Raw genomic sequence first — 12393 nt, forward strand, 5'->3', positions numbered from 1 at the left:
TCTGCGGTTTTGCCGGGCGACACGTTCGCCCGGCTTTTTTCTCCGCATAACTTTTTTGCCTTTCGGCTTGAGTCGCGGCGATATACGATAGTGACACCGTGTCCTAACATCGACTCACCTGGAGGTATTGCCATGTCCCAGACGCTTTCCGCCGGAATCACCCGCGACCGCGCGTTTGAACTGCTTAACGAGCACAACAAAGACCCGTTCCACATCACCCATGGCGAGACGGTCGAGGGCACCATGCGCTACTTTGCGCGCGAGTTCGACCCCGAGAACGAGGAGTTTTGGGGCATCGTCGGCCTGCTGCACGACTTGGATTGGGAGGAGCATGAGGACGACCCCATGAACCACACCATCTATACTGCCGAGATTCTTAAGGGTGAAGGTGCGTCTCCCGAGCTCATTCGCGCCATCCAGACGCACACGTCGGACTTCAACACCTCGCTGCCCAAACCCGAGCTGCAGATGGAAAAGATCCTGTTTGCCTGCGATGAGCTCACCGGCCTGATCGGCGCCGCCGTCATCATGCGCCCGAGCAAGAGCGTTATGGACTTTACGACCAAGTCGCTCAAGAAGAAGTTCAAGGACAAGCGCTTTGCCGCCGGCTGCTCGCGCGACGTGATTTCGCAGGGCGCCCTGATGCTCGGCTGGGAGCTCCTCGAGCTCTTTGACCGCACCATCGCGGCCATGCAGTCCTTCGCGCCCGACCGCGACACCTTCCAGGCCTAACCTGCCAAAAAGGGACAGGTTTATTTTGGTAGGTTTTATCTGGGAAAACGCTTCCGTTGGATGTTATTCAGCGGAAGCGTTTTCTGTTTGACATGGTGAAGCTGGCGAATGGCGGCGCCTCGCGGCAGACAGCTGCGCTTCGCCGTATCCGTAACTCGGCAAACGCGACGCTACGACGCGTTCTTGATAATCCATGTTCCCAGTCCGGTCAGCAGCTGAACCTGCTTAATCGTTAGCCCTTGTTTTCGAAGCGCGAGAATCGCCTCATTGCGAAGTGGCTTGGAGGCGGATTTGAGTTCCGTCGGAGCACATCCTGCGACACTCTGCACGATTGCCGTGCCAAATTCGCATAGATCTTCCTCGCGAACCTTGGCTGTTGCGCTGGGGCGATAGGGAAGCGACGGCGTACTTTCCATGAGCCGAAGGTATGAGCGAGGTGTTGGGAATATAACACCGACAACGCTGCCGGTAACATGCGGCCGTGACCTGGCACTCATGAGATACTCGCGATGGCTGCTCCAGGGATATTCGTCGTATGCTGCCAGTCCCGCTTTTTGTGGATTCAAATGAATGTATCGAATTGCCTCGAGTAAAAATACTTCTGACTTAATGGGCGAATCCCAAAACCGCTCCTGAAACACGTGGCCGATATGCCCCGTCCGCGCATTGTACCTGCCCGCATACGATACGGCTATCGCATGCATCGCGTCGCTCTTGCGGTCGTCCGGATCGTCGATGAGCAGATGAATGTGGTTTCCCATAAGGCACCAAGCGATAAGCTCGATATTGTGTTTGGGGAGGATCGCATCGAGGATCTGAAGCATGGCGATTCGGTCCTCGGCATCGTCAAACAGCAATTGCCCTCCGTTTCCACGCAACGTGATGTGGAAATAACCGGTTGGTGACTTTGAACGAGGTTTTCTCGGCATGGCCCCTCCTTTAGCTTGGATGGGCTGAAGATTCCTCATTCGGGGGCTTCGGTTGTCGAGATTCAGTTCACCGACTATAGCTGCTACCTGCCGAAATATAATTGCGTTTTCAAATTGATGCTTTTTAATGGTAATTGAGTAAGACGGGCGCGCTTGTTGTGGATGCGGGCGTTGGTTACGTCGATCTGGACGGCCCTCGCGTGATGTCATCGCAAATGGGCTTCACGCATTTTTGCGGCGATAGAAAAATGGTCGGGCGCTCTTAAACAAAACGGAGCACCCGACCATTTACTGATTGTTTGTTGATGTTTGGCCAGATAGAACCTGCCAAAATAAACCTGTCCCTTTTTGGCAGGTTAGTTGAGGGCGGCTTGGGCTAGGCGGGCTTCGGCGGCCTCCTCGGTGACGCCCAATGCCACGGCGAACTCCTCGATGGAGCGGCGCTTGGCTTCCTTGAGTACACGCATATAGTAAGAGCTGGGCTTTTTATCGGCTTCCTCGGCCTGGCGAATGCGGTGCATCATGGTCTTTGCCACGCGGACCGTCTCGGGCGCGCCCAGCTTGAGCTGCTGCTTAAAGTGTGTCTCTTCAAGCGAGCTGTTGCGCTCGGTAAAGGTGTCGCACTCCAGCTCGTCATAGTGGCTCAACAGATGCTCGGCATCTTGCTGAGAGATGGCGGCATGCAGACGGTCGGCCTGCGCCACGGGGTACATAAGGATCGTCTGCGCATGCCCCTGCTTGGCCTCGAGCAACAACATGGGCTGCGGCGTGTCGTCCCTAAAGCCGACGACGGTGCAGACTCCCTGACCCGGATGAATGACGTGTTGACCGATTGAGAACATGCTACCTCCAACTTATACGTATTTACGTATGTTAAGAATACCACGCTGACGTGCGCAAACCATCACTTTATGCAGGAAAAGCACACAACTCCGATAGGTAAGAGTATTCGATAACAGACACAGCTCATTCACACCTTTATGCATTTTCAACGCCTGCATAATCTGCAGGCAGACCGGCATCTTTGAGTGACTCCATACAAGCTGTAGTCAATTTTGTGCATATGCAATATCGATTGGCTTTACCCTGCGACAGTGCCCGTCGCTTGTGATAGAGTGCTACAAACTCTGGCTTTTGCCCTACGAGTGACCAAGAGCTCGGGGGCTTTAACACAAGGAGGATCTATGCCCGAGAAGATTGAAGAGCTGGTACGCGCTGCGCTTGCTGCGGCCCAGGAGGCCGGCGACCTTTCCGCATTTGAACTTGACGATTGCGCTATCGAGCGACCGGCTGATACTTCTCATGGCGAGTGGACCTCTACCATGGCCCTGAAGTCCGCCAAGCTGGCCCACTGCGCCCCGCGTAAGATCGCCGAGGCCATTGTTGCCCATATGCCCGAGGACCCCGCGATCGAGAAGGTCGAGATCGCAGGCCCCGGCTTCATCAACTTCTACCTCTCCGTCGCCGTCAAGAATGCCATCTTTGGCGAGGCTCGCGAGAAGGGCATGGACTTCGCTAAGTCCAACGTTGGTGGTGGCCTGAAGACCCAGGTCGAGTTCGTTTCCGCCAACCCCGTCGGCCCCATGCACATCGGCCATGGCCGCTGGGCCGCGCTGGGCGACTCGCTCTGCCGTGTTATGGACCACGCCGGTTACGACATCCAGCGTGAGTTCTACATCAACGATCACGGCTCTCAGATGAACACCTTCGGCAACTCCATCAGCACGCGCTATATGCAGCTTGCCGACATCATCGCCAAGCAGGGCGTTGATATCGACGAGGCTCACAAGCTGCTGATCGCCGACCGCGACGCCTTTGTTGCCGACGAGAACGACGAGCACCCCGAGACCCATCCGTATCAGGACAACTTTGCCGAGACTCTGGGCAAGGACTCCTACGGCGGCGACTACATCATCGACGAGGCTGCCGAGTTCTGGCGCACCGACGGCGATAAGTGGGTCGACGCCGATCCCCAGGAGCGCATGGAGAGCTTCCGCGAGCGCGGCTACGTAAAGATGGTCGACAACATGCGCGACCTCTGCCACGCCGTCAATTGCGACTTCGATCGTTGGTACTCCGAGCGTTCGCTGTACGTGAAGGACACCGAGGGCGAGACCGCCGGTACCTCCGCCGTCGACCGCGCTTTTGAGAAGCTCGACAAGATGGGCTACCTCTACACCAAGGACGGCGCCCTGTGGTTCCGCTCCACCGACTTGGGCGATGATAAGGACCGCGTCCTGATCAAGTCCGACGGTGAGTACACCTACTTCGCCTCCGACGTTGCCTATCACTGGGATAAGTTCCAGCGCGTCGACCACGTCATCGACATCTGGGGCGCCGACCACCACGGCTACATCGAGCGCGTCCGCTGCGTCTGCGACGCTCTGGGTTACCCCGGCAAGTTTGAGGTTCTACTGGGCCAGCTCGTCAACCTGCTGCGCAACGGCAAGCCCGTCCGTATGTCCAAGCGTAAGGGCACCATGGTGACCCTGCAGGAGCTCGTCGACGAGGTCGGCTCCGACGCTGCCCGTTACACGCTTATCTCCAAGAGCTCCAACCAGATGGTCGACTTCGACATTGAGGCCGTTAAGAAGCGCGACAACTCCAACCCGGTCTATTACGTGCAGTATGCTCACGCCCGCGTATGCTCCATCCTGCGCCGTGCCGCCGACGTTACGCCCGAGCAGGCTGACGAGATGGGTATGAAGGCCGTCGCCGCCAAGGCCATCGGCGAGAAAGTTGATTACTCGCTGCTGACCGACCCGACCGAGCTCGCCCTTTCGCGCAAGCTCAACGAGCTTACCGACCTGATTGCCAGCTGCGCTCGCGACCGCGCCCCGTTCCGTCTGACGCACTTTGCCGAGGAACTCGCTGGTGACTTCCACAGCTTCTATGCTGCCTGCCAGGTGCTGCCGAGCGAGGGCCGTCCCGTCGACCCCGAGCTTTCGCGTGCCCGTCTGGCCGCTTGCGATGCCGTCCGCGTGACGCTCGCCCTGGTGCTCACCCTTGTTGGCGTTTCCGCGCCCGAGCAGATGTAACCTGCGGGTCATTTGACCGTGTAGGTTTGGTTTAACTGAGCCCTATAAGCCCGATCTCCCACGGAGGTCGGGCTTTTTTCGCAAATGCCGACGTATTGACGAATTTGGAACTGCTGGAAATACGAAACTATGCCGGTTTACTACGATGAATTGGGAATTTCCAACCACGCCGGCTTTTCGCAAAAAAGCGCAAGGCATCTACCTGCGGTTTTAGTTCAACAAGTTTCGGAGTGGTCGCGGTTGAGCGATTCGTCGTAGTAAACCGCCATAGTTTTGGCGGAGGCAGTCTGATTTGTGGGTGGTAGACCAAAGAGTGTCCCTTTTGACTAGTCGTTTAAGAACGCCCCCAATGACTAAGTTGCAGGTGGCGGCGGTTGTGTTACACTAACGCTGCGTAGTTGACGCAATCATCTCGATACAGATCAATGATGTCCGTCGTTTTGAACGGAACTAGACTGTTTAGCCGCCCTGAAGGTTTATGCAGGGAGCATGTGATCACAGGGCTTGAAAAGAAAGTTGAGCAAACACTGTGTCTGATCAACAGCAAGAAAACGAAATAACGACGACGCAGGCCGCTCCCGCTGCACCGGTTGCGTCGGACCAGGTCGCGGCGCCCGCGCAAGCCTCGGCTCCTGAGATGCCCAAGGCTGCTTCGACGCCTACGCCTGCAGCGGCTGAGAAGGCCGTGTCTGCAACTGGTGAGGAGGCTGCTCCGGCAAAGCCCAAGCGTACGCGCCGCACGGCCAAACCTGCCACTGACGGCGAGGAGGCCACCAAGCCCAAGCGCCGTACCACGCGCACGATGCGCGCCAAGCGCACCGTTGCAGCTGACTCTTCGGCGCCGATTTCCGATGAGGTCGCGCAGGCACGTGCGTTGGCGCAGATTAGCGAGGCTCAGGTGGTGCGCGCCCGCCGTCGTGCTGCCGAGCGCGAGGCCGCGGCTCTGACCGAGCTCGCAGCTCCGTCTGTGCCCGAGACGCCTGCCGCCGACCAGCCGACCGAGAAGCCGGCACCGCGCACACGCCGTCTCACGGCTGCTAAAGCCGAGCAGGTTGCTGAACAGGCAGCCCCCGAGCTCACTGAGGCTTCGGTCCGTTCCGCGGCAGGGGAGGGCACATCGCCTGCTGAGCCCGCTGCGCCTGTCGAGGCCAGCGAAGTTCCCGTTGTCGATCCGGCTTTGCGCCCGCACCGTCGCGGTCGCAAGCCCAAGGCCTTCGTCGAGGCAGAGAAGGCCGCAGCCGCAGCTGCAGCCGCTCGGGATGCTGCGGCGACCGCCGAGTCTGCAACCGCCGCCGACGCACCCGTCCAGGATGCTACGACTTCCGAGGCCGCTCCCGCCGATGTCGAGCCCGCCGACGTCCGTCCCGGTCGCAGCCATCGTACTGCTGCTAAGCGCACGTCCAAGGCCAAGGCTGCCAAGAAGGGTGCGTCCGAGGATTCCGCCGAGACGACCGCCGATGCATCGACTGATGCCGCCGAGTCCCAAGACGTCGAACAGTCTGCGTCCGAGAAGCCCAAGCGCGGTCGTAAGAAGTCCGCTAAGGCCAAGGCCGCCGAGCAGCAGGCTGATGTCGAAGCGCAGATTGATTCCGGCGCCGAGGCCAATGACGCCGCTGCGGCCAATGCCGACGCCGCCGCAACCGATGGCGCCGCGCCCGCTGAGGCCGATGACAACGCTCGCCCCAACCGTCGCCAGCACAAGCGCAACGAGGAGCGCAACGAGCGCAAGGACGAGCGCAACAACGACCGTCGCAACCGCCAGCGCGATCGCAAACAGCGCAACAAGGAGCGTAACGCCGCCCCCACCGAGCCCACGCTTTCGCGTGAGGAGCTCGCTGCCATGAAGGTCGCCGAACTGCGCGAGAAGGCCAAGGAGTTCGAGATCGAGACGACCGGCAAGAAGAAAGCCGAGCTCGTCGAGGAGATCTACGTCACCGCCGCGAAGGCCGAGGGCTTCCGCGACATCAAGGGCATTCTGCAGATTCGCCCGGATAGCTCCGGCATCATCCACGCCCATGGCTACATGAAGTCCAACGACGACGCCTTCGTGCCCGCCTACCTCATCCGCTCCGCGCGCCTGCGCACGGGCGACGTCATCGAGGGCTCGCTGCGTCCTTCGCGCGGCGGCGACAAGCGCGCCGGCCTCGCCAAAATCACGACCGTCAACGGTCTGGACCCCGAGCAGATTCGCAACCGCCCCAAGTTCGGCGACCTCACCCCGGTCTATCCCAACGAGCCGCTGCGCATGGAGCACGGCAAGGACTCCATTACCGGTCGCGCCATCGACATCGTGTCGCCGATCGGCAAGGGCCAGCGTGGCCTGATCGTGTCCCCGCCCAAGGCCGGCAAGACCACGATCCTCAAGAAGATCTGCCAGTCCATCTCGATTAACAACCCCGAGGTGCACCTCATCTGCCTGCTCGTCGACGAGCGCCCCGAAGAGGTCACCGATATGCAGCGTTCCATCAAGGGCGAGGTTGTGGCGTCGACCTTCGATATGCCCGCCGACAACCACACTCGCGTGGCAGAGCTCGTCATCGAGCGCGCCAAGCGCATCGTGGAGCTGGGTGGCGACGTCGTGGTGGTGCTCGACTCCATCACGCGCCTCGCCCGCGCCTACAACTTGGCGGCGCCCGCCTCAGGCCGCATCCTTTCGGGCGGCGTCGATTCGGCGGCCCTGTATCCGCCCAAGCGCTTCCTAGGCGCAGCCCGCAATATCGAGAACGGTGGCTCGCTCACCATCCTGGCCTCTGCCCTCATCGACACCGGTTCCAAGATGGACGAGGTCATCTTTGAGGAGTTCAAGGGCACCGGCAACATGGAGCTTAAGCTCGACCGCGACCTGGCCGACCGCCGCATCTTCCCGGCTATCGACCCCGTTGCCTCCGGTACGCGTAACGAGGATCTGTTGGTCGACGAGCAGATGCGTCCGTTTGTCTTTGGTCTGCGTCGCATTCTTGCCGGCATGAACAACACCGAGCGCGCGGCCGCATCGTTTATTAAGGGTCTTAAGGGCACCAACACGAACCAGGAGTTCCTGGTGCGTTCGGCCAAAAAACACAGCGACTACGAGCAGACGTTCTAGGTTGTCATCCACACGCAACGATAGTCATCAATGCGATAGAGGGTCGGGGCTTTGAGCCTCGGCCCTTTCCATAGCGCCGCTCCGCGCTTATTTTTGACCGTAAGACCGACGAGCAGCAGGTTTCCCGTTTCAATCCGACATCGTCGCTTGCAATCGGCAGGGCGGTTTCGCATAATAGCTTTTAAGCTTCGCGACGGAAAACGCAGATGAAACGAACCATATACCGTTGCTTTGGGGCATAGCCCCGCTTCATCTTCTCTCGCGCAGCCAACTGAATGATGCGATTTGGGTGCTGGAAGATGGGGAGAGCTCATGGCTTCTTCTGATGCAACACAACGAGCAGTCCTTGCCGGACTTTCGTGTGGGATCGGCCTTGCCGCTCCCGTGGTTATGTATGCCGCGACGCTGCCGTTTTCGTCGGTGAACGAGACGGTCGTGGCGGGTGCAGTTCCCTTCGCCGTGGGCGCGGTGGCGGGCGTGGGTATCTATGCCGCCTCGCTGGGTATCTCCGAGTATCGTGCGCAGCGTGAAGAGCGTCTGTTCCAGCCCGATGCCATGGGCGGTGCCGCCAATCTCAATCAGCATCAAAGCGAGTTCAAGACCGCCTCGATTCCAGCTCAGCAGCAGGATGCGACTCCTTACGCTGCGACTTCTGCTTCTCAGGCTCAGTCGGAGCAGTCTAACTCGGCATTCCTTTCCGGCCTGACTGGTGCGTTCCAGCGCCGTCATGCCGACGATGGTGTTCCTACCATTGCTCGTGCCGCAGATGCTATGGACGAGGCCGAGGCTTGGTCCATGATCGACAGCATGCTCGACGACGATTCGCCGGTTAGCTGCGACCCTGCGCGCTCGCGCGACGTCTATCAAGTCGCCATCGACGAGCTCACCAACGGCGGGCAGACCGGCTCCTTCAATCGCGACGACATCGCCGCCGCGGCGCGTGCCGTGTCGGGCTCCCAGGCCGCCCCTGCGGGCAGCACGGCGGCTTTTGTGGCACTCGTTGCCAACGCGGCAGCCAATAACGCCTACAGCGCTACCTCGGCGGACGCGAACGTTTCTGCCGATAATTCGTACGTTGATGAAGCCATGACCGCGGACGAGGAGGCCGTTGCCGCCCGCCGTGCCGCCGAAAGCTCGCTTTGGGGCGCTCCTGCCCAGCAGCAGGCGGCTGAGGCTGCGCCGTACAACGCAAACCTCGCCAGCATGCCTATCATTTCCGGTGCCGCGGACATCGATCTCGATGACCTCGATGAGCCTGCAGCCATCACCGCATCGATTGATGCCCAAGATCGCATCGACACCGGCGACCTTCCGGACGCCTCGCTCGAGGTTGATGTCCCCATGGCCGATTACTCGGGCCACGAGGACATGTGGGCCGCCGCCACCGCGATTCTGGATGAGATTGACGAGCCTGCTCCTGTTGCAGCCCCCGCTCCCGTCACTGCCCCTCAGCCTGCTGCCCCCGCCTATGTCGGCCGTCACAGCGCTGTGTTCCCCGAGGATACTGCCCGCATCTCGCGTGAGAGCATCGAGCGAGCCGAGGCTATTGCCGCCGGCATTATGGAAAATCGTCGTCACGAGCGCGTCAATCAGATCCTCGAGGAAGAGATCGAGCGCCTGCAGTCCTCTACCGCCAAGCGTACGGGCCGTGCCTATCTGAGCGTTATCGAGGGCGGTACCGCCAGCTTCGCGCCGCTCCGCGCGGAGGCATAACTTCTGCATGGTTAAGATCAATCGAAAATGGGCGGTCGTGACCTGCCTGATGGCGCTCTTGATCTGGGGCAATTCGCTGGTTCCCGGCTCGGGGTCGGGCTCGCTGAGCCTAACGGTCATGGAAGCTATCCGCGGTTTCCTGCACGGCGTGGGACTTCCATATGCATGGGTGACCAACTTTGTTGTTCGCAAATGCGCGCATTTTACCGAGTATATGGTGCTCGGCATCTTGGCAACGCACGCCTTTGATTTTGAGGGCCGGCGCACCTTTGACGTGCTGCTGCCCACGGCGGTGTTCCTGCTGCTGATTCCTTCGATCGACGAGACGATTCAGCTCTTTGTGCCGGGACGCGCCGGCATGATCACCGATGTGATGATCGACTGCTGCGGAGCGGCAACGGGCGTTGTGCTCCGATATCTCTTACGGCCGCTGATGCGCGCCAAAAAAGCCGCCTAGGACGTATTGTTTGGTCCTAGGCGGCCTTTTTTATTTGAGGGCTTATATGAGACGTGGTGGCGTCGTTCCGTAGGTCGGATTTGCCGGGCGCGCCACGCCCTGTGGGTGCGTCTGCTACTGAAGCGCCTGTGCGCCCAGGGCCAGGCAGCCCATAATGCCCTGCTTGCCCTCGAGGCTGTTGTTGACGATGTAGTTATCGATGTCGGCCATCTCGGGCGTGACGATGTAGCCGTTGAGCATCTCGGCGCACTTCTTGCGCGCGAGCGGCACGATGGGGGTGTGGTCGGCCACGCCGCCACCGATGACGATCTTTTGCGGTGCGTAGCACAGGATGTAGGTCATGAGCGCCTGCGCCAGATAGCCGGCGAGCAGGCCCATGGCCTCCGGGTCATCGGCCATCTCTCCGGCGCTCTTGCCATCCCAGCGCCTTTTAACGCCGGGGCCGGCGATGAGGCCATCGAGGCAGTTGTCATGGAAGGGGCAGGCGCTGTGCTCGCCAATGGTGTCGCGCGGGTCGCGAGTGACCAGGATGTGGCCGGCCTCGGGGTGCATTTAGTGCCGGGCCGTCCTTACCCGCGCGGTTCGATTTTATCACGCAGAGACTTGAGGTTCTCCAGTGCCGCGTTAAGCGTCTCGTCTCGTTTGGCAAAGTGGAAACGAATCAGATGGTTGACGGGCTCGCGGAAGAAGCTCGAGCCGGGCACGGCGCCCACGCCCACCTTGGAGGCCAAATCCTCGCAGAAGTCGAGGTCGCTGTTATAGCCAAACTCCGAGATATCCATCATCACGTAGTAGGCGCCCTGCGGCACGTTGTGCGTGAGTCCGATGCTGTCGAGTCCCTGACAGAATAGGTCGCGCTTGGCGGTGTAGAGGTCGAGGACCTCCTGGTAATAGCTGTCGTCGAAGTTGAGGGCGGTGACGACGGCCTCTTGCAGGGGAGCGGCGGCGCCCACGGTGAGGAAGTCGTGAACCTTTTTGATGCGCTCGGTGATTTCGGCAGGAGCGATGGTGTAGCCCAGGCGCCAGCCGGTGATGGAGTAGGTCTTGGATAGCGAGCTGCAACTGATGGTGCGCTCAAACATGCCGGGCAGCGTGGCCATGTACACGTGCTCGTGGGGCGCGTAGACGATGTGCTCGTAGACCTCGTCGGTGATGCAGTAGGCGTCATACTTTTTGCACAGGTCGGCGATAAGGGTGAGCTCCTCGCGGGTAAAGACCTTGCCGCAGGGGTTGGACGGGTTGCATAGAACGATCGCCTTGGGATCGTTGTCGCGGAAGGCCGCCTCCAGGACCTCACGGTCAAAGTCAAAGGTGGGCGGGTTGAGCGGCACGTAGATAGGCTCCGCACCCGAAAGGATCGTGTCGGCGCCGTAGTTCTCGTAGAACGGCGAGAAGATGACGACCTTGTCGCCGGGGTTCGTGATCGTCATCATGGCGGCCATCATGGCCTCGGTGGAGCCGCAGGTGACCACGATGTTCTCGTTGGGGTTGATCGATATGCCCATAAAGTGCTCCTGCTTGGCGGCAAGCGCCTCACGCATGGCCTGGGAGCCCCAGGTGATGGAGTACTGGTGGTAAAGCGGCTTGGGGTCGGTGGCGATGGTGCTGAGGCTATCGAGCAGCTGCGCCGGGGGATCGAAGTCAGGGAAGCCCTGCGACAGGTTGACGGCGCCATACTTGTTGGAGATGCGCGTCATACGGCGGATGACGGAATCGGTAAACGCCGCCGTGCGGTTGGAGAGTTCTTTCATGCCTATCCTTTCGAGCATTGGGTGGAGCAAGTTTACTCCTATGGAACCGGTGGGATTTGCTCGAAACGGCCTCGAAAAACTCTTTTCAAAATTCTTGAAAATTGGGGCTTGCATCGCGTGGCGTTCCTTGCAATAATAGTCGAGCGCGAAGCGCACAGGACACGGTGGGTGTAGCTCAGTTGGCTAGAGCGACGGGTTGTGGTCCCGTAGGTCGAGGGTTCGAGTCCCTTTACCCACCCCAGTTCTTGCTTCGTGTTGATATCGGGTCGTTAGCTCAGTTGGTAGAGCAGGGGACTCTTAATCCCAAGGTCCAGGGTTCGACCCCCTGACGGCCCACCACACGATATCTCCTCTAAAGTCCGCCACCACGGACTTTAGCTTTGGGTCGTTAGCTCAGTTGGTAGAGCAGGGGACTCTTAATCCCAAGGTCCAGGGTTCGACCCCCTGACGGCCCACCAAAGCATGTTAAGACGGTCAGCGAAAGTTGGCCGTCTTTTTTGTTAACCTCGCATGGGGTCGAACCCGTCGGGGCGCGGAGCTGAGGAAATGCGTGAGCATTTACCAGCGCAGCGCGCAAGGCGCAAAGCGCCGAAGCGGCCGCCTGCAAAGCAGGCTGACCCCCTGACGGCCCACCCAAAGTATGTTAAAGCGACTGGCTTAGGCTGGTCGCTTTTTTGTTAACCTCGCA

At 60.0% G+C, this 12393-nt stretch carries 9 protein-coding genes and 3 tRNA genes; 8 read left to right on the forward strand and 4 right to left on the reverse strand.

The genetic code is table 11. The features are described from left to right. Positions 1–132 precede the first annotated feature (132 nt). Complete coding sequence (locus tag DWZ15_RS00495) at positions 133–732, forward strand: HD domain-containing protein (RefSeq protein ID WP_118448606.1); 600 nt, start codon at positions 133–135, stop codon at positions 730–732. A 170-nt stretch (positions 733–902) separates the two neighbouring features. Here the strand turns inward: DWZ15_RS00495 and DWZ15_RS00500 are convergent, their stop codons facing one another. Together DWZ15_RS00500 and DWZ15_RS00505 are read right to left on the reverse strand one after the other, a co-directional pair. Further along, positions 903–1661: a transposase gene (locus tag DWZ15_RS00500; RefSeq protein ID WP_158572465.1), complete on the reverse strand. Its 759-nt coding sequence runs from the start codon at positions 1659–1661 to the stop codon at positions 903–905. A gap of 356 nt (positions 1662–2017) precedes the next feature. Beyond that, the gene (locus DWZ15_RS00505; protein WP_089572030.1) at positions 2018–2503 is read right to left on the reverse strand and encodes a CarD family transcriptional regulator; all 486 of its coding nucleotides are present in this window, start codon (positions 2501–2503) and stop codon (positions 2018–2020) included. A 342-nt stretch (positions 2504–2845) separates the two neighbouring features. Here DWZ15_RS00505 and argS point away from each other — a divergent pair, with 342 nt between their 5' ends. The 4 genes from argS to DWZ15_RS00525 all read left to right on the forward strand — a co-directional run bounded on the left by argS (position 2846) and on the right by DWZ15_RS00525 (position 9954). After that, complete coding sequence (gene argS, locus DWZ15_RS00510) at positions 2846–4699, forward strand: arginine--tRNA ligase (protein ID WP_118448612.1); 1854 nt, start codon at positions 2846–2848, stop codon at positions 4697–4699. 637 nt (positions 4700–5336) lie between these two features. Next, positions 5337–7784 (forward strand): transcription termination factor Rho, encoded by a 2448-nt coding sequence (rho, locus tag DWZ15_RS00515; RefSeq protein WP_118448615.1) that lies wholly within the window; start codon positions 5337–5339, stop codon positions 7782–7784. Positions 7785–8096: 312 nt separating this feature from the next. Then, positions 8097–9497, forward strand: a complete 1401-nt coding sequence (locus DWZ15_RS00520; protein ID WP_118448618.1) for a hypothetical protein — start codon at positions 8097–8099, stop codon at positions 9495–9497. 7 nt (positions 9498–9504) lie between these two features. Next, positions 9505–9954 (forward strand): VanZ family protein, encoded by a 450-nt coding sequence (locus DWZ15_RS00525; protein ID WP_117800435.1) that lies wholly within the window; start codon positions 9505–9507, stop codon positions 9952–9954. 114 nt (positions 9955–10068) lie between these two features. On the opposite strand, the gene DWZ15_RS00530 is transcribed toward DWZ15_RS00525, so the two are convergent. Both DWZ15_RS00530 and DWZ15_RS00535 read right to left on the reverse strand, forming a co-directional pair. After that, a complete protein-coding gene (locus DWZ15_RS00530; RefSeq protein ID WP_233544587.1) occupies positions 10069–10506 on the reverse strand; it encodes an ROK family protein in 438 nt (145 codons plus the stop codon). A gap of 17 nt (positions 10507–10523) precedes the next feature. Continuing rightward, entirely contained in the window at positions 10524–11705 is a 1182-nt protein-coding gene (locus tag DWZ15_RS00535) for a pyridoxal phosphate-dependent aminotransferase (RefSeq protein ID WP_118448620.1), read from the reverse strand. A gap of 164 nt (positions 11706–11869) precedes the next feature. On the opposite strand from DWZ15_RS00535, the gene DWZ15_RS00540 reads away from it, so the two are divergent. The 3 genes from DWZ15_RS00540 (at position 11870) to DWZ15_RS00550 (ending at position 12163) form a co-directional block, all read left to right on the forward strand. Beyond that, positions 11870–11946, forward strand: a tRNA-His gene (locus DWZ15_RS00540). A gap of 22 nt (positions 11947–11968) precedes the next feature. After that, positions 11969–12044 (forward strand) — tRNA-Lys (locus tag DWZ15_RS00545). A gap of 43 nt (positions 12045–12087) precedes the next feature. Then, positions 12088–12163, forward strand: a tRNA-Lys gene (locus tag DWZ15_RS00550). Positions 12164–12393 lie beyond the last annotated feature (230 nt).

Source organism: Collinsella sp. AF29-7AC, from assembly GCF_003475665.1.
Classification (GTDB): domain Bacteria; phylum Actinomycetota; class Coriobacteriia; order Coriobacteriales; family Coriobacteriaceae; genus Collinsella.

Coding starts and splice junctions, on each gene's coding strand:
- DWZ15_RS00495 (WP_118448606.1), top strand. CDS start 133: ATGTCCCAGACGCTTTCCGCCGGAATCACCCGCGACCGCGCGTTTGAA.
- DWZ15_RS00500 (WP_158572465.1), bottom strand. CDS start 1,661: ATGCCGAGAAAACCTCGTTCAAAGTCACCAACCGGTTATTTCCACATC.
- DWZ15_RS00505 (WP_089572030.1), bottom strand. CDS start 2,503: ATGTTCTCAATCGGTCAACACGTCATTCATCCGGGTCAGGGAGTCTGC.
- argS (WP_118448612.1), top strand. CDS start 2,846: ATGCCCGAGAAGATTGAAGAGCTGGTACGCGCTGCGCTTGCTGCGGCC.
- rho (WP_118448615.1), top strand. CDS start 5,337: ATGCCCAAGGCTGCTTCGACGCCTACGCCTGCAGCGGCTGAGAAGGCC.
- DWZ15_RS00520 (WP_118448618.1), top strand. CDS start 8,097: ATGGCTTCTTCTGATGCAACACAACGAGCAGTCCTTGCCGGACTTTCG.
- DWZ15_RS00525 (WP_117800435.1), top strand. CDS start 9,505: ATGGTTAAGATCAATCGAAAATGGGCGGTCGTGACCTGCCTGATGGCG.
- DWZ15_RS00530 (WP_233544587.1), bottom strand. CDS start 10,506: ATGCACCCCGAGGCCGGCCACATCCTGGTCACTCGCGACCCGCGCGAC.
- DWZ15_RS00535 (WP_118448620.1), bottom strand. CDS start 11,705: ATGAAAGAACTCTCCAACCGCACGGCGGCGTTTACCGATTCCGTCATC.